The organism is Dietzia sp. 111N12-1 (assembly GCF_001658045.1).
Lineage (GTDB): Bacteria > Actinomycetota > Actinomycetes > Mycobacteriales > Mycobacteriaceae > Dietzia > Dietzia kunjamensis.
Genome location: NZ_LSSV01000026.1, coordinates 1 through 17,410, shown reverse-complemented (window position 1 = coordinate 17,410; position 17,410 = coordinate 1). Strand labels below are relative to the sequence as shown.

Genomic DNA, 17,410 nt, shown 5'->3' with positions numbered 1-17,410 from the left:
AGGTCACGCTCTCCGCGAGGGTGCCGGGCAACAATCGACCGCGCACCGGGCGCCGTTCCGGGTACAGCCCAGGGACGGCACGTCACCGAGCCGCTCGATCCGCTCCCCCGTCTCGACCTCGTCGAGCATCTGCAGGATCATCTCGGTGAACTCCCGCGACGGGCCCGGGGTCGCGCACCGGGTGATGCGCACCCCGAGGTCGTCGGTGTCCTCGACGAGTTCGGTGTCGAGGTCCCAGATCACCTCGACGTGGTCGGAGATGAAGCCGATCGGGCACACGACGACGTCACGTATCCCCTGATGCGTGGCGAGGTCCCGGACGTGGTCCACGACGTCCGGTTCGAGCCACGGCACGCTCGGTGGCCCCGACCGGGACTGCCACACGACGTCGTACTCGTCCACCCCGGTCGCCGCGGCGACGAGACGCGCGGCATCGTTGACCTGACGGCTGTAGAGGTGACCGCCGAGCCTCTTGGGGCCGGCGGTGGCGTCGGCGGTGTTCGGGACGGAGTGCGCGGTGAACACCAGTCGGGGTTCTCCCCCCGTACCGACCCCGGCACCGTCGGAGTCGGCGTCGCGGGCGAGCTGCCGCGCGTCCTCGAGGGCACGTGACAGGTCGGCGGCGAAGCGCTCGACGAACTTCGGGTGGTCGTGGAACTGTCCCAGGCGCACGAGCGTGGGAGCGTTCTCGACCGCGCCCCGTGCCCGCTCGATGTCCTCGTGGTACTGCCCGCACCCGGAGTACCCACCCCATGCCGAGGTGACGAACACCGCCGCGGTGCGGACGCCGTCGTCCCTCATCCGCATGAGGGTGTCCTCGAGGTACGGGGTCCAGTTGCGGTTGCCGAAGTAGACGGGCAGGTCGCGGGCGCGGCGGGCCAGTTCGGCCTCGACATTGGCGATGATCTCGCGGTTGAGGTCGTTGATCGGGCTGCGGCCGCCCAGGTGGCGGTAGTGGGTGGCCACCTCCTCTAGGCGCTCCTGCGGGATCCCCCGGCCCCGGGTGACGTTCTCCAGGAACGGGATCACGTCCTCCTGCCCCTCCGGCCCGCCGAATGAGAGCACGAGCAGGGCGTCGACCTGCCCCACTGTGTCGTCCTGCCCCACGGTGTCGTCCGTCAATCCCGTCATGTCACTTCTCCTGTCCGCTGAACGAGACCGTCCCCGCGCCGCCGTCCGCGTAGATCACCGTGCCGGTCGTGGCGGTCATAAGGTCCGAGAGCAGGGCGACGGCCGTCGTGGCCACCGCGGTGGGGTCGTCGACGTCCCATCCCAACGGAGCCCGCCGGTCCCACTCGTCCTGCATCTGGTCCAGCTCGCCACCGGGTCCGAGGGCCTCGCCCGCGATCGCCTTCGCCGCGAGCGTCTTGACGGGCCCGGCCGCGATGAGGTTCGAGCGGATCCCCTCTGGACCCAGGTCGCGGGCGACATAGCGATTGACCGCCTCGAGTGCGTTCTTGGCGACCGACATCCAGTTGTAGAACGGCATGGAGAACCGGGGATCGAAGTCCAGGCCGATGATCGACGCACCGTGGTTCAGCAGGGGTCGCACCGCCTTGGCCAGCGAGGCGTAGGAGTAGGCGGAGACCTCGAGTGCCACGGCCACGTCCTTCCAGGGCGAGTCGAGGAAGGGATCACCGAGACAGCTGGGCGGCGCGAACCCGATCGAGTGCACGACGCCGTCCAGCGAGTCGGCGTGCTCCCGCACCCGGTCGGCCAGCGCGGCCAGATCGTCCTCACTCTGGACGTCCAACTCGATCACAGGCGGACGCTCGGGCAGGCGTTTGGCGATGGCTTTGACCAACGACGGGCGGCCGAAGGCGGTGAGGATGACCTGCGCACCGTGCAGTTGGCAGTGCTTGGCGATGTGGAACGCGATGGAGGCATCGGTGATGACGCCCGTGACGAGGATCGTCTTACCGGAGAGCAGCCCGGAGCCGGTCTCCACCTTCTCGCCCGTGTCGGTCTGGCTCATGTCAGTGCCCCATTCCCATTCCACCGTCGACCGGGATCACGGCCCCGGAGATGTAGCCGGCGTCGTCACCGGCGAGAAAACTCACGATCCCGGCCACGTCTCCGGCCGACCCCTTGCGTCCGAGGGGGATCGCCGCGATCGCCTGCTCCTGCGTCTTGTCATCGAGACCGGCGGTCATGTCGGTGTCGATGAAACCCGGCGCCACGACGTTCGCGGTGATGCTGCGGGACCCGAGTTCGCGGGTGAGTGAGCGTGCCATGCCGACCAGCCCGGCCTTCGACGAGGCGTAGTTCACCTGCCCCGCGGTGCCCGACTGCCCGACCACCGAACCGATGAAGATCAGGCGACCGAACCGGGCCCGCAACATCCCGCGGGAGGCACGCTTGGCCACCCGGAACGCGCCCGAGAGGTTGGCGTCCACCACGCTGGTGAACTGCTCGTCCTTCATCCGCATGAGCAGGGTGTCATCGGTGGTCCCCGCGTTGGAGACCACCACCTCCACCGGGCCGTACTCGGCCTCGACGGCGGTGAAGGCGGCGTCGACCGAGTCGGGGTCGGTCACATCGCACTGCACCCCGAAGAGCCCTTCGGGGGCCCCGGACCCGCGGTGGGTGACGGCGACGCGGTGGCCGTCGGCATGGAGCCGCTCGGCCACCGCCCGCCCGATCCCGCGGTTACCTCCGGTCACGAGGACCGTTCGGGGGGTGGTGCCGGGCGTGCTCTCGGAAACCATGTCCCCCACCCTAGCGAGCCGGGGCGGGCGGTCCGGCGCTGGTCCGCACTCGTGTCCCGGTCGGTGTCACGGGATCCGCCGGTGCGCGGTCAGTGACCCGGCCGCCGCGAGCATGGCCAGCAGGGTGCCGATGACGAGCCAGGGCCGGGAGGCGTCGGCCTTCTTCCACTCGTAGCCGATCTGTTCCTCGAGGGTGCGGTACACGGAGTCGAGCTCCTCGAGACTGGAGGCGGTGAAGAAGTCGCCCCCGGAGATGTCGGCGATCTGTCGCAGGGACGCGTCGTCGACGGGCACGGGCTGCGGTCTGCCCTGGATGTCGACGGTGCCGTACAGGGTGCCGAACGAGATGGTGGAGACGGGGATGCCGGCTTCCGAGGCCCGTTCGGCGGCGGTGAACGCGCCCCGCTCCTCGGTGGGGTCGGCGGGGACGGTCTCCTTGCCGTCGGAGAGCAGGACGATTCTCGCCGGGGGTGCCTGGTCAGGTCCGCCCAGGCTTTCGGTGAACGTGGTGATCGCCTGGGTGGCGGTGTAGATGGCCTCCCCTGTGGCGGTGCGCTCGTCGAGCCTGAGTCGCTCGACCGCGCGGACCACCGGTCCCCGGTCCGTGGTGGGGGCGACGAGCATCGAGGCGGTGCCCGCGTAGGAGACCAGGCCCAGGTTGACGCCCTGGGTGAGGTTGTTCGCGAAGGTCGTGGCGGCCTGCTGTGCGGCCTCGAGTCGCGACGGGGAGACGTCGGTGGCCTCCATGGACAGGGACACGTCGACGACGAGCATGACGGTCGCCCGGTTACGTGGAACCTTCTGTTCTCGCTGTGGGCCGGCGAGGGCCACCACGAGGGTGAGCAGTGACAGCACCAGGAGCACGGCCGGGACGTGCGTGAACCAGCGGCGTCCTCGGCGATCGACGGTCCGGAGGACCCCGAAGTTGCCGAACCGCACGGTCCGGCGCTTCTTGGACCGCAGCGCGATGACGTATCCCACGGCGAGTGCCAGTGGAACGACCAGCAGGATCAGCCAGAGCGGATGCTGGAACTCGGACAGGCTCATCGCGTCGCCACCTCCTGCGTGCCGGGCCGGTCGTCGGGGAGGTCGCGGACGAGATTGTCGCCGGTCGGCAGGCCGCCCTGGCGGCGCACACCGACGAAGTCGATGACGTCACGGATCCAGTCACGGTCGGTCCGCAGGGCGAGGACGGGTGCGCCGCACCGCCGGAGCGCGGAGTGGACGCGGTCGCGGTGCTCACCGGCGGTTCGGCGGTAGTCGGCGGCGAGCGCGTCGTCGACGTCGAGTTCGAGGACCTCCCCGGTGGCGGGATCCTGCAGCAGGGCGGCGCCCACGGCCGGGAGTGCGATGTCGAGTGGGTCCGCCACGTGGACGGCGAGGAACTCGTGGCGGGTGCCCAGGACGCGCAGCGACCGTTCCCAGTCCACCTCGGACAGGAAGTCGGAGATCACCACCACCAGGCCGTGCCGGCGAGCGGCGTTCCGGACGGCGTGGAGGCAATCGTCGAGCGAGCCCCCCGGCGTGACGCGTGGTGTCGACCGCGCCACCTCCTCCAATAGGCGTCGGACGTGGTCCCGTCCGCCGGTCGCCCGCAGGACGCGTGGGCGTCCGTCCCCGGTGAGGACCATGCCGACCCGGCTACCACCGCCCGCCGAGAGGAAGCCGACGGTGGCGACGGCGGCCTCGACCAGTCGCCGCTTGGCTCCGTGCCGGCCCTCCACGTCGAGACTCGGCGAGAGGTCGACGACCAGCCACGTCTCGAGCTCGCGGTCGGCGATGGTCTGACGGATGTGCGGGACGGTGGTCCTGGCGGTGACGGACCAGTCCATCGTTCGGACGTCGTCCCCGGGTTCGTAGGCGCGCGCCTCCCCGGGCTCGGTGCCCGGCCCGGGCAGCAGTCCGCGGTGGTCGCCGTTGAGTACCCCGTCGAGACGGCGCGTGACGAGCAGTTCCAGCTGGGCCAGGGCCGCACGGGACGACGCGTCGACGGGGTCGTCGCGTCTGCCCTCGTCCGCGGCGGTCACCGTGACGGCGGCGGGCCGGCCTGGGCGGGAACCGCGCTGATCTGTGGGAGCGGTACGGCTTCGAGCACGCGTCGCACCACGGTGTCGGCGGTGACCTCGTCGGCAAGCGCGTCATAGGTCAGCACGAGACGGTGCCGGAGGACGGCCGGCAGGACGTCGATCACGTCCTGCGGCACCACGTAGTCGCGTCCCCGCACCAGGGCGAGCGCACGGGCTGCGGTGACGGCCCCGAGCGTCGCACGGGGAGAGGCTCCGTAGGAGAGCCACCGCGCCACGTCCTCCAGCCCGTGCCGTGCGGGTTCGCGGGTGGCCACCGTGACGCGGACGACGTAGTCGACCAACGCGTGATGGACGAACACCTCGCGGACGGCCTTCTGCAACCGGATGAGGGCGTCGACGCCGAGGACCCGCGTGGGTTCCGGCGGGGTCGAGCCCATCCGGTAGACGATCTCGCGTTCCTCCTCCGGGGTGGGGTAATCCATGACGAGCTTGAACAGGAAGCGGTCCCGTTGTGCCTCCGGCAGCTGGTAGACACCCTCGCTCTCGATGGGGTTCTGCGTGGCCATGACGAGGAACGGGCTGGGCATGGGGAAGGTCTGACCGCCGATCGAGACGTGCCCCTCGGCCATGACCTCGAGCAGCGCGGACTGGACCTTGGCGGGTGCACGGTTGATCTCGTCCGCGAGCACGAAGTTCGCCAGGATGGGGCCGAGCTCGACATCGAACTCCTCGCGGCCCTGCCGGTAGATGCGGGTGCCGACGATGTCTGCGGGGACGAGGTCCGGGGTGAACTGGAGCCGCCGGAAACTCCCTCCCACCACGGTGGCGAAGGTCTCCACGGTGAGGGTCTTGGCCACGCCCGGGACGCCCTCGAGCAGGATGTGACCCCGCGAGAGGAGGCCGACGAGGATCATCTCGATCAGTCGGTCCTGGCCCACCACGACCTTCTTGACCTCGTAGACCGCTCGCTCCAGGAGACGTGCGTCCTCCGCGGCCGTCGACGCACTCACGGGGGGCTCGCCGGGACGGCTCGACTGTTCGGGATGGGGATCGCTCACCGCGGAGGGCTCCTTCGCGTGGTCGGGTGTTCCGGGCGCCCTGCCGGGGCCGTCCGAACGGGTTGGGGACGACAGTACCGGTGCCGCGGTCAGACCAACCGGACCACCATCGGCGAGATCCCGGCCATCCGCACCGGCGAGATCTTCACGACGTCACCGGACTGGGGTGCCTCGACCATGCGGCCGTCGCCGAGGTACAGGGCCACGTGGCCGGGCCAGAACAGCATGTCGCCCCGCTGTCGCGTGGCCACCGGGAACTGCGGCCCGGCGGTGTACTGGTAGCCGGTGTAGTGCGGGAGCGCCTTGCCGATCCCGGCGAACGCGTAGATCATCAACCCCGAACAGTCGAAGCCGATCTTGTTGTAGTCACCGTGCCAGTCGGCGACCCCGCCGTCGCGGATGCCACGGGTGGGCCCGTTGGCATCGCCGCCTCCCCACGCGTACGGCATCCCGAGCTGGGAGAGGGCGCGGTTGACGACGGTCTCCACGCGAGCACTGTTCGAGGGGGTCCCGGCATTCCCGCCCTGGCCGGCGCCCGGCCCGGGCGCCGCCGGCCCCTGGGCGATCGAGCCGAAGTCGGCCCGACTGATCGCGTCGGCGACCTGCTGCACGATCGCCTCGGTGTCACCGTTGATGCCGGCGTCGACGGCCGCGCCCACGCTGCCGGCGTCGATGGTCCCCCCGATGGCTCGGGTCGCCTCGTCCGAGGAGCCCCCGGCGAACTGCCGGACCGCGCCCAGGTCGAGATGCGACGGGAGCGCGGAGGCGATGTCGGCCGCCTGCTCCCCGGCCTCCGGCTGGCCCGCGAGGACACTGAGGGCCTCCGCGCGCATCGCCTCTGCGTCGACCGCGTCCGCGGCGTCGACCCGTGGCCCCGCCGGGGTGGCACCCGACTCCGCGAGGGCGGCGCGGTGCTCGTCCAGTTCACGGGTCAGCGCGACGACCCGGTCCTCCAGAGCGGTGACGTCGCCCGCGACCCTGGAGACCTCCGCCTCGGCGGAGGCCCGACGCTCGGCGGCGTCCGAGTAACGCTGCTCGGCGGAGTCGCGGGCGGCCACTGCCTCGGACTCGCGCCGGGCGGCCTCATCGGCGGCCGCCACCATCTCCCCCACCACGGTGCGCTGGTCGGCCGCGGCTCGCTGGAGATACTCCTGGCGCAGCCCGGCATCCGCCGGCCCGCCGGGATCGAGGATCGCCGACGCCGCGCCCGGTGCGGTTCCCTGCCGGTGCAACAGCCGTGAATAATCGTCGAGGGTGCCGCGCGCGGACTCGACGCCGGACTCCGCCTGCTCGCGTTCGGCGGAGGTGCGGTCTGCCTCGGCGATGGCCCGGTCGAGTTCGATCCGGGCCATCTGGAGGTCGACCAGGCTCTTGTTGACGCTCTCCCGGCTGACCGCGATCTCCTCGCGGGTCTGGTCCAGTCGGGCGCTGGCATCGGCGACGGCACGGATAAGGCCGGAGATGTCGCCGGGCGCGACCGCGGTGACCTGCTGGGCTCCGGCCACCGGCGCCTGCACCGCACCGGCGGCTGTTCCCAGGACCAGCACCGCGGCCAGTGCCGCCCGCCCGGGTGCCCTTCCGGGATACCTGCGTGTGCGCGCCCCTCGGGCACGGTTCGACGAATGGTCAGGCTCCACGTTTCACCTTCCGCTGACCGCACCGGGGTGCGGCTGACCGCGCGACCCGCACGGCGGGACGCGAGACCGAGGCGGTGTCGGCGGCCGGTGATGCCTTCCCCTGCGCCACTGGAGCCTCAACACGACTCGGTAGAACCTAGTGTTCCTTTAGCACCGTAGGTCACAGGGAACACATGTGAAACATCGGTCGGCAAAATACACTGCTGTAACTTGCATAACAGCAGGACGGGCGGCGTGTCGCGAATTGGACACCGCTGTCGGAAAAGCGACGTTTCGGCGTCTTCTCAGCGTGAGCGACGTCGCAGGACGATCGCGAAGGCGACGAGCGCGAGCACGGTGACCACGATCGCGGCCGCGGTCAGGGCGCCCCATGGCGGAGCGGGGGCGGTGACCTTGTGAGCGAAGACCGCGGCGGAGGCCACCGGGTCGAACTCCTCCCAGGCGTCGTCCTGTCCGGCCTCGAGTTGGTGGCGCGGGATCGAGTCGCTGGAGCTGCCGATGAACACCGGGGTGCGCACGAGGATCGTGCCGTCGTACTCCTCGCCCAGGAACGCCGCGAGGTCACGGGCGTCCGTGTAGACGGTCGCCGGCGCCTCGGTGTAGACCACTTTCAGGTCCAGACCTCGATCACCGGCCTCGTCCACCACGGTCCGGAGGCCCTCGACGAACGGTGCAGGTGCGGAGACCCCGTCGTCGGCGAGGTCGGCGACCACGGCCTGGTAGTCCAGCCAGGGCGGGACCTCGTCCTCCCGTAACGACATGATCGGCTCGGCCGCATACGCGAGCACCGTCACGGGATCGGAGGGAGTGTCCACGTGCGACATGGTGCCATCTCTCCGTCGTCGCCCACGAACCCACGCGCCGCTCGTCGGCGATAACCGCAGTCGCGTGCCCACGTTCGGGCGTGCCGGGGACTATACAGGACGGGCGTACTGGTAAATTGGCGGCCGAAGACGGATCACAGGGTCCACAATGGATGCTGTGTCCGCCCCGGCGCCGCCGCCCGAGACAGACGCGGTGACACCGGGAGGGATGACGAACCGACATTCGCACCACGAGTGGAGCTGACGTGACAGCAAGCATTGATAGTTTCGGCGCCAAGGGGACCCTTGAGGTCGGCGACGAGACCTACGACATCTACCGCCTGTCGGCGGTTCCGGGGGCCGAGAAGCTCCCTTACTCGCTCAAGGTCCTCACCGAGAACCTCCTGCGCACCGAGGACGGCAAGAACGTCACCAAGGCGCACATCGAGGCCCTGGCGAGCTGGGACCCCAGTGCCGAGCCCGACACCGAGATCCAGTTCACGCCGGCCCGCGTGATCATGCAGGACTTCACAGGCGTGCCCTGCATCGTCGACCTCGCCACCATGCGTGAGGCCGTCGAGAAGCTCGGTGGAGACCCGGACAAGGTCAACCCCCTCGCCCCCGCCGAGATGGTCATCGACCACTCGGTGATCATCGAGTCCTTCGGTCAGGCCAGCTCGTTCGAGAAGAACGTGGAGATCGAGTACGAGCGCAACGAGGAGCGGTACCAGTTCCTGCGCTGGGGTCAGGGCGCGTTCGACGACTTCAAGGTCGTCCCCCCGGGCACCGGCATCGTCCACCAGGTCAACATCGAGTACCTGGCGCGCACGGTGATGGTCCGCAACGGCCAGGCCTACCCCGACACCTGTGTCGGTACCGACTCGCACACCACCATGGAGAACGGTCTCGGCGTCCTCGGCTGGGGCGTCGGCGGCATCGAGGCCGAGGCCGCGATGCTCGGTCAGCCGATCTCCATGCTCATCCCCCGCGTCGTGGGCTTCAAGCTCACCGGTGCGATCAAGCCGGGCGTCACCGCCACCGACGTGGTGCTGACGATCACCGAGATGCTGCGCAAGCACGGCGTCGTCGGCAAGTTCGTCGAGTTCTACGGCGCTGGTGTCGCGGCCGTGCCGCTGGCCAACCGCGCCACTATCGGCAACATGAGCCCGGAGTTCGGCTCCACCTGCGCCATGTTCCCGATCGACGGCGAGACCATCGATTACCTGCGCCTGACCGGCCGCGACGAGGAGCAGCTCGCCCTCGTCGAGGCCTACGCCAAGGAGCAGGGCATGTGGCTCCACCCGGACTCCGAGGAGCCCGTCTTCTCCGAGTACCTGGAGCTGGACCTCGGGGACGTCGTCCCGTCGATCGCCGGCCCGAAGCGTCCCCAGGACCGCATCGAGCTCTCCGATTCCAAGAGCGCGTTCCGCAAGGACATCCACAACTACGTGGACGGCGAGGCCAAGCCGCTCGGTGACACCGAGAAGGGCCGGATGCAGTCCGAGGGCGGTGCCCCGTCGGACAACGCCGGCAAGGTGACCCTCGCCCATGCCGAGGAAGGTGCGGTCCGCGCCGACGCGTCCACGCGTTCCGAGGGCCGCCCGTCGAAGCCGGTCGAGGTCAAGGTCGGCGACACGGAGATGGTGCTGGACCACGGCATCGTGTCCATCGCGTCGATCACCTCGTGCACCAACACCTCCAACCCGTCGGTGATGATCGGCGCCGGGCTCGTCGCCCGCAAGGCGCACGAGAAGGGCCTCACGGCCAAGCCGTGGGTCAAGACCTCCATGGCCCCGGGCTCGCAGGTCGTCACCGAGTACTACGAGCGTGCCGGTCTCTGGCCCGACCTGGAGGCCCTCGGCTTCCACCTCGTCGGCTACGGCTGCACCACCTGCATCGGCAACTCCGGCCCGCTGCCGGAGGAGATCTCCGCCGCGATCCAGGAGAACGACCTCACCGCGACCGCCGTCCTGTCCGGTAACCGCAACTTCGAGGGCCGGATCAACCAGGACGTCAAGATGAACTACCTGGCGTCCCCGCCGCTGGTCATCGCCTACGCGATCGCAGGCTCGATGGACTTCGACTTCGAGAATGACTCGCTGGGCAAGGACAAGGAGGGCAACGACGTCTTCCTGAAGGACATCTGGCCCACCTCCGAGGAGATCGAGGAGACCATCAAGGCCTCCATCTCGTCCAACGAGTACAAGTCCAAGTACGCCGACGTGTTCGCCGGCGACGAGCGCTGGCGCGGTCTCAGCACCCCGGACGGCAAGACCTTCGAGTGGGACCAGAAGTCGACCTACGTTCGCAAGGCCCCGTACTTCGAGGGCATGGAGATGGAGCCGGAGCCGGTCACCGACATCAAGGGCGCCCGCGTCCTGGCCAAGCTCGGCGACTCGGTCACCACCGACCACATCTCGCCGGCGTCGACCATCAAGCCGGGTACCCCGGCGGCGCAGTACCTCGACGCCAACGGCGTGGAGCGCAAGGACTACAACTCCTTCGGCTCCCGCCGCGGCAACCACGAGGTCATGATCCGTGGCACGTTCGCCAACATCCGGCTGCAGAACCAGCTGCTGGACGGCGTGACGGGCGGTTACACCCGGGACTTCACCCAGGAGGGTGCGCCGCAGGCGTTCATCTACGACGCCGCACAGAACTACGCCGAGCAGAACACCCCGCTCGTCGTGCTCGGCGGCAAGGAGTACGGCACCGGCTCCTCGCGTGACTGGGCCGCCAAGGGCACTCGCCTGCTCGGCGTCCGCGCCGTGATCACCGAGTCGTTCGAGCGCATCCACCGCTCCAACCTCATCGGCATGGGCGTCATCCCGCTGCAGTTCCCCGAGGGCGAGTCCCACGAGACCCTCGGGCTCGACGGCACGGAGACCTTCGACATCTCCGGCATCGAGGAGCTGAACAACGGCACCACGCCCAAGACGGTCAAGGTCACCGCCACCAAGGAGGACGGCCAGGTCGTCGAGTTCGACGCCAAGGTGCGCATCGACACCCCCGGCGAGGCGGACTACTACCGCAACGGCGGCATCCTGCAGTACGTCCTGCGGAACATGATCAAGGGCTGATCGGCCTCCCACATCAACGGCGGTGCGCGGTTTCCCCTGCTCAGGCACGGTGACTGCGCACCGCCGCGGTGTTTCCGAAGGAAGGTAGCGAGATGCCCAGGGTCAGTCAGGACCACATGGACGCCCGGCGACACCAGATCCTGTCAGGCGCACGTGAGTGCTTCGCCGAGTACGGGTTCGAGGGCGCCACGGTGCGTCGTCTGGAAGAGGCCACCGGACTGAGCCGGGGTGCCATCTTCCACCACTTCGACGACAAGGACGCGCTCTTCCTCGCACTCGCGCACGACGACGCGGCGGCGATGGCCGCCACCGTGGCCGCGCAGGGTCTGGTCCAGGTGATGCGGGAGATCCTCGCCGACCCCCAGGAGTTCTCCTGGCTCGGGACGCGTCTGGAGATCGCCCGGCGGATCCGCACCGACCCGGAGTTCCGGGAACGGTGGACGGACCGACAGGCGGAGGTCGACGCGGCGGTCGTGGCCCGCCTCCGCGAACAGAAGGCGTCCGGAAGGATGCGCACCGACATCCCCGCGGACGTGCTGCGTGTGTACCTCGACATCGTGCTCGATGGCCTCATCACTCACCTGGCGACGGGTCGCGGCACCGAGCACGTCAGCGAGATGCTCGACCTCGTCGAGGCGTCCCTGCGGACCGGGCAGGGGTGACCCGGAGCCGGTCTCCCGCCGGGCCTGCCGCCTCCGCCGCCTCCGCCGCCTCCGCCGCCTCCGCCGCCTCCGCCGCCTCCGCAGGTTCCCGCCGAGAAGAGGAAAACGCGCGTATCGGTCGAGTGAGCGTGCACGAGATCCTCTTCTCGGCGGGGCCACGGGAACGGCGCGTACGTTGGTCGCATGTCCACACCTGACGCGCAGATCCCCCAGCTCACCCTGAACGACGGCCGCTCGATCCCCCAGGTCGGATTCGGCACCTTCCAGGTCCCGCCCGCCGACACCGAGAAGGTCGTCACCGACGCGATCGAAGCCGGTTACCGCCACCTCGACACCGCTCAGATGTACGGCAACGAGGAGGGCGTGGGCCGGGCCGTCGCGGCGTCCGGCATCCCGCGCGACGAGTTCTGGATCACCACCAAACTCAACAACACCTTCCACGAGCGCACCGCCGCCCGTGAGGCCACCGAGCGCTCGCTCGAGGCCCTGGGCGGGCGCATCGACCTCTACCTCGTGCACTGGCCACTGGCGATGCACAACGACGTCGCCACCGTGTGGGAGACGATGGAGGAGATCCGCTCCGACCTGGCCGTCGACTCGATCGGCGTCTCCAACTTCACCGCGGCGAACCTCGCGCGACTGGCGGAGGCCGGCCTGAGCACCCCGACGGTCGACCAGATCGAGTCCAACCCGTACTTCGTCAACGACGACCTGCGCGCGGCGTGCGTCGAACGGGGCATCGCTGTGGAGGCATGGAGCCCGCTGGCCCAGGGCGCGGTCTTCGGTGACCCCCAGTTGCAGGCGCTCGCCGAGCAGGTCGGGCGCACGGTGTCCCAGGTCGTGCTCCGGTGGGTGCTGCAGCGGGGCGACATCGTCTTCCCCAAGTCCTCGAGCCCGGCCCGCATGCGCGAGAACCTCGAGGTGTTCGACTTCGAGCTGTCGGACGAGCAGATGGCTTCCATCACCGCGCTGCACAACGGCACCCGTTCGGGCCCGGACCCGGACACCTTCGACTGGCGCGGCTGACCCCACCGCCAGACCCCACCGCCAGACCCCGGCTCCCGACCCCACCGCCAGACCCCGTCGACAAGACAGTTCCGCACACGTTTGCCGAGAGGTAGGTGTGCGGAACGCTCTTTTCGACGGCGCGACGGGCCGCAAGCGCCCTAGAGTCGGTCCATGACCACCACCGCGGACACGGGCGGGGAGCCCGGCGCGGGCGGGGCTCCCCGCGGCGCGCCGGGCCGGACAGCGACCGACCGGTCCACCACGGCCCCGGTCCTCGCCTCGTACGCGGCGGGCAGCCTGGGCACGGGTGCGTTCGGCACCCTGCCCGGGTTGGTGCTGGCGTACTACCTCACCGACTCGATCGGGGTGGCGGCCGCCGTCGCGACGGTGCTCGTGCTGGTGCCCAAGGTCATCGACGTCCTGGCCTACCCGCTCATCGGCGCGATCTCGGACAGGGCGTCCCACCGCAGCGGCTATCGCACGGGCCTGATGCTTTTCGGCGCGCTGGCCCTGCCGCTGCTGTTCGTGGCGACCTTCTCGGCGCCGCCCGGCTGGAGCACGGGCGCGGCCGGGGTGTGGGTGATGGGCTTCTTCCTCCTGGCCTCGATCGCGTATTCGTGCTTCCAGGTGCCGTATCTGGCACTGCCGGCCGAGCTCACCGATGACGCCGCCGCCCGCGTGACGCTGCTGGCGTGGCGGGTGGCCGTTCTCGCCGCGGCGATACTGCTCACCGGGGGCGGTGGCCCCGCGCTACGCGACGCCGCCGGCGGCGGGCCGACCGGGTACGTGGTGATGGCCGTCGGCGTCGCCGCACTGATGCTGGTGGGCATGCTGTGGTCCACGTTCGTGGCCGGCCGCCGCACGATCATGCGCGCCGACGCGCCGGCCGGTGGGCTCGCGCACGAGTATCGCGACGGACTCGACGCGCTGCGGGTCACGCGGCCGTTCCGGCTGCTCGTCGCGGTGTTCTGTCTGCAGGCTGTCGCGACGGCCGTGATGCTCGCGGGCGGCCAGTACGTGGCGACCTACGTGCTGGGTGACGAGACCGCTCTGACCGGGCTCTTCCTCGCACTGGTGGGCCCTGCGCTACTCGTGATGCCGCTGTGGACCCGTCTCGCGCACGCCCGCGGGAAGGTTCCGGCGCTGGCCGCGGCCACGGCGCTGTTCACGGTGGCGACCCTGCTGCTCATCCCGGCCGGCTTCTCCCCCGGCGCGTGGGTCCACCTCCCGGTGGCGATGGCGGGTGTCGCGTACGCGGGAATGCAGGCTCTACCGATGTCGATGCTGCCCGACTGCACCGACCTGGACCGCACGTTGGGGGGACGACGACGAAGTGGGGCGATGAGCGGCCTGTGGACGGCGTCGGAGACCGGCGCGATGGCCCTGGGCCCGGTCGTCGTGCTCGCCCTGTTGGCATTCGGTGGTTTCCGCTCCGGCGGGGTGTCCGATCAGCCCGGGACGGCGCACTGGGCCATCGTCCTCGCGTTCTCCCTGGTCCCCGCGATACTCGCGGGCGCTAGCCTGCTGCTGTTCCGGACTCTCGGCCGGTCCTATCCCCGATGGACGGAGCGAACATGACCCCCGATCCCCTCGCCCTGGATATCACCGATCGCGGGGAACACGCGCTGGCCCGCCTCGCCGCGATGCGGGCGCAGGACCCGCCGACCACCGGGGGCCGGGTCTTGTCGTACGTCTACGATTCCGGGCTCGCCGAACTCGACGAACTGGCGACCCGCGCGGCTCGTCTCGCCCATGGCGTCAACGGCCTCGACCCCACGGTGTACTCCTCGGTCGCCCGGATCCACGGCGGCATAGTCGGCCGTGTGCGCGACATTCTCCGTGGACGGTCCGCGGGCGCGGGTGGCGAGGGCCGCGACGGGCACGGTGGCGACATCTACGGGAACGTCACGTCCGGTGGCACCGAGAGCTGCATGCTCGCCTGCCTCGCCGCCCGCGAGGTCTCCGGTAGACAGCCGGGCGACGGTGGAACGATCGTCGCGCCGGTGACGGTGCACGCGGCGTTCCGCAAGGCCGCGCACCTGCTGGGCCTGAGGTTCGTCGGCGTCGAGGTCGATCCCGGGACGGGGCGGGTGACCGCCGCCGAGCTCCTCGCGGCGGTCGATGGGGACACGGTGCTGGTGGTGTGTTCGGCGCCCGCCTACCCGAACGGCGTGATCGACCCCGTGGCCGAGGTGGCCGCCGGTCTCGAGGCCGAGCACGATCCGCGCATCGGGCTGCACGTCGACGCCTGCCTCGGCGGCCTGGTGCTGCCGTTCTGGCCCGGTCCGGACGCTACCGGTCCGGACGCCACCGGTCCGGACGCCACCGAGCCGAACCCGATGCCGCTCTGGGACCTCCGTGTCGCGCGGGTCACCAGCATCTCGGCGGACGTACACAAGTACGGTTTCGCACCCAAGGGCACGTCGGTGCTGCTCAGCCGGGGCCGCGAACGCCACCGGGCGGCATGGTTCGCCACTGTCGACTGGCCCGGCTACCCGGTGGTCAACCCGACGCTCGCCGGATCCAAACCGCTCGAACCCGCCGCGGCGGCGTGGACGGTGCTCGAGGCGCTCGGCGACGGCGGGCAGCGTGAACTGGTCGCCCGGACCGCCCGGGCGACCGACCGGTTGGTCGACGGGTTGTCCGGCATCGAGGGGCTACGAGTTCTCGACCGCGACCCCGGCCCACTGCTCGCGGTCGTCGCCGACGAGTCCGCCGGAGACGGCCGGCGCGTTCACCCGCACCTCTGGGCGGATGCCTGCGCCCGGAGGGGCATCGCCGTCCAGGCGCAACCCGCCTACCGCCAGAAGAGGGGGACCTTGTCGTCGTCGTCTCATCTCACTATCACCCCGGTGACCGAACGGCTCGTCGAGGAGATCCTCCGCGTGGCGCGTGAGGCCGCCGACGAGGTCCGCGGGCAGCCTGATCCAGTTCCTCCGACGGGGTTCGGCGACGTGCTCGACGCGCTGGAGACCGGCGCCCTCTCCCCCGCCGACCTGCTCGCCCTGCCGGAGGACGAGGTCCACGCGCTCGTGGGCGGCGTTCTCTCCGCCGGCGAGGACGAGGGCGAGGCAGGCCGTGGCGGCGATGCGGGGATGGCGCCGCTCCTCGCGGCGATCGAGCGGCTGCCCGCCGGCGTGGGCGCCCGCCTGGTCCGCGCCTACCTCGCGGCGGTGATGGAGTGACGGTGATGGAGTGATTCAGGAGAATTCCGCTTGGATCTCTACCGACGCCCGGAACCACCGGCCGATGTACGGGACCGCGATAGGCGCGGGATTCGCCCGGAGGTACCGCACGAACCAGTCGGTCAACCCGTCCCACTGCGCGTGATCGCCCGAGGAATGGAGTCTCCACCCCAGTTCGGTGAGCGTCCAGTGCGCCTTGGCGGAGTTGCGCAGCATGGATGTCGTCACCCAGTTCGCCTCCGTGTCCTCTCCCCCACGGGACACCGGGTGCAGGTGGTCGATGGTCGGGAAAAGCTCCCAGAACGCGAAGTGCGATCTCGACATCGCCCAGTTCGGATCCGCGGGGAAGTCCTCCGGAAGCAGTACCGAAAGCAGCCGTAGGGCTCCGGGGTTGATTAGACGCGTCCCGCTGTAGCGGTCGACGAACCCGTCGCGGTAGAAGAGGCGCAACGACCTGCGCTCCGTGTAACTCCGGGACGTCTTCTCCACGGGAACGAACGGGTAGCGGAGGCCGAGTATCCGACTGCCTTCGTCGAGCCCAACGTTCTCGATCGCACCGGCCACATCCGCCAGCACATCCGCCTTGTCCTCGAGCTCCGGCACGACCACTGGTGCATCGGGGACATCGCGGGCCGCGTCGTCCATCTACTCGCCCTCCAACTCCATGTTGCGGTCTTCATCCCAGTGTGGCCGGCCCGGACGAGAAGCGCCCCCCGACTCGAGATCGGGGGGCGCTGTCCGCATACGGGGAGACGCGTCAGACGAGGACCGCGATCGCGACGTTGACGATGCCGAGCACGCCGGCGACGTGGGTCAGGGTCGCGGTGCTGCCCTGGGCCTTGGCCTCCTTGCGGACGCCGATGATCGCGACGACGAGGATCACAACGGCGACCAGCAGCTTGATGCCGATCTTCATGTGGTTGACATCGGCATCCTGCATCTCGCGCAGTCCCACGAGCAGGAGGCCGGTGACCACCTGGAGGATGGCACCGTGCAGGATGCCCTTCGCCATGTACGGGGCCTTGATGGTGGCCAGCCAGCCGCCGATGATGCCGGCGAGACCGATGAAGTGCAGGATCAGAACGATACTGAAGGCGATGTCCATGCAGGCGATCATCTCAGGTCAACGCGGAATCACCGCAGGTAAGGGTCTCCTGTGTGACGCTCGACTCGATCGGCCTGGATGCTGCGTGTGACGCACCCCGATGGGCGGCGCCGCTAGTGGGCATCTCCGTTAGTTCG

15 protein-coding genes are annotated in these 17,410 nt (G+C 70.0%); 5 read left to right on the top strand and 10 right to left on the bottom strand.

The genetic code is table 11. The features are described 5' to 3' along the window. Positions 1–3: 3 nt before the first annotated feature. The 8 genes from AYO52_RS05575 to AYO52_RS05540 form a co-directional block, all read right to left on the bottom strand. The gene (locus AYO52_RS05575) at positions 4–1,131 is read right to left on the bottom strand and encodes a ferrochelatase (protein WP_067714375.1); all 1,128 of its coding nucleotides are present in this window, start codon (positions 1,129–1,131) and stop codon (positions 4–6) included. Between the two features lies 1 nt (position 1,132). Then, positions 1,133–1,975 (bottom strand): NADH-dependent enoyl-ACP reductase InhA, encoded by an 843-nt coding sequence (gene inhA, locus AYO52_RS05570; protein ID WP_067714372.1) that lies wholly within the window; start codon positions 1,973–1,975, stop codon positions 1,133–1,135. 1 nt (position 1,976) lies between these two features. Beyond that, a complete protein-coding gene (fabG1, locus tag AYO52_RS05565; protein ID WP_067714369.1) occupies positions 1,977–2,708 on the bottom strand; it encodes a 3-oxoacyl-ACP reductase FabG1 in 732 nt (243 codons plus the stop codon). A 66-nt stretch (positions 2,709–2,774) separates the two neighbouring features. Beyond that, positions 2,775–3,755, bottom strand: a complete 981-nt coding sequence (locus AYO52_RS05560; protein WP_067714366.1) for a VWA domain-containing protein — start codon at positions 3,753–3,755, stop codon at positions 2,775–2,777. Further along, a complete protein-coding gene (locus tag AYO52_RS05555) occupies positions 3,752–4,735 on the bottom strand; it encodes a DUF58 domain-containing protein (RefSeq protein ID WP_067714363.1) in 984 nt (327 codons plus the stop codon). The genes AYO52_RS05560 and AYO52_RS05555 overlap by 4 nt, the downstream gene beginning before the upstream one ends. Next, on the bottom strand, positions 4,732–5,745 hold the full coding sequence (locus AYO52_RS05550; protein ID WP_067714538.1) for a MoxR family ATPase: 1,014 nt from the start codon (positions 5,743–5,745) through the stop codon (positions 4,732–4,734). The genes AYO52_RS05555 and AYO52_RS05550 overlap by 4 nt, the downstream gene beginning before the upstream one ends. 137 nt (positions 5,746–5,882) lie before the next feature. Continuing rightward, a complete protein-coding gene (locus AYO52_RS18835) occupies positions 5,883–7,430 on the bottom strand; it encodes an NlpC/P60 family protein (protein WP_244200723.1) in 1,548 nt (515 codons plus the stop codon). A 284-nt stretch (positions 7,431–7,714) separates the two neighbouring features. Then, entirely contained in the window at positions 7,715–8,254 is a 540-nt protein-coding gene (locus AYO52_RS05540) for a DUF6676 family protein (RefSeq protein WP_067714361.1), read from the bottom strand. Between the two features lie 245 nt (positions 8,255–8,499). On the opposite strand from AYO52_RS05540, the gene AYO52_RS05535 reads away from it, so the two are divergent. The 5 genes from AYO52_RS05535 (at position 8,500) to AYO52_RS05515 (ending at position 16,168) form a co-directional block, all read left to right on the top strand. After that, positions 8,500–11,313 (top strand): aconitate hydratase, encoded by a 2,814-nt coding sequence (locus tag AYO52_RS05535; RefSeq protein ID WP_067714358.1) that lies wholly within the window; start codon positions 8,500–8,502, stop codon positions 11,311–11,313. 92 nt (positions 11,314–11,405) lie between these two features. Beyond that, positions 11,406–11,975, top strand: a complete 570-nt coding sequence (locus tag AYO52_RS05530; RefSeq protein ID WP_067714355.1) for a TetR/AcrR family transcriptional regulator — start codon at positions 11,406–11,408, stop codon at positions 11,973–11,975. Between the two features lie 183 nt (positions 11,976–12,158). After that, positions 12,159–13,001: an aldo/keto reductase gene (locus AYO52_RS05525; RefSeq protein WP_067714352.1), complete on the top strand. Its 843-nt coding sequence runs from the start codon at positions 12,159–12,161 to the stop codon at positions 12,999–13,001. 153 nt (positions 13,002–13,154) lie between these two features. Beyond that, positions 13,155–14,561 (top strand): MFS transporter, encoded by a 1,407-nt coding sequence (locus tag AYO52_RS05520; protein WP_067714349.1) that lies wholly within the window; start codon positions 13,155–13,157, stop codon positions 14,559–14,561. Further along, positions 14,558–16,168 carry a pyridoxal-dependent decarboxylase gene (locus tag AYO52_RS05515; protein ID WP_067714346.1) on the top strand — a complete coding sequence of 537 codons (1,611 nt, stop codon included), beginning with the start codon at positions 14,558–14,560 and terminating at the stop codon, positions 16,166–16,168. Before AYO52_RS05520 ends, AYO52_RS05515 begins: the two co-directional genes overlap by 4 nt. A gap of 15 nt (positions 16,169–16,183) precedes the next feature. On the opposite strand, the gene AYO52_RS05510 is transcribed toward AYO52_RS05515, so the two are convergent. Then, positions 16,184–16,813 carry an HNH endonuclease gene (locus tag AYO52_RS05510; protein WP_067714343.1) on the bottom strand — a complete coding sequence of 210 codons (630 nt, stop codon included), beginning with the start codon at positions 16,811–16,813 and terminating at the stop codon, positions 16,184–16,186. Between the two features lie 112 nt (positions 16,814–16,925). Further along, complete coding sequence (locus AYO52_RS05505; RefSeq protein ID WP_067714532.1) at positions 16,926–17,273, bottom strand: hypothetical protein; 348 nt, start codon at positions 17,271–17,273, stop codon at positions 16,926–16,928. Positions 17,274–17,410 lie beyond the last annotated feature (137 nt).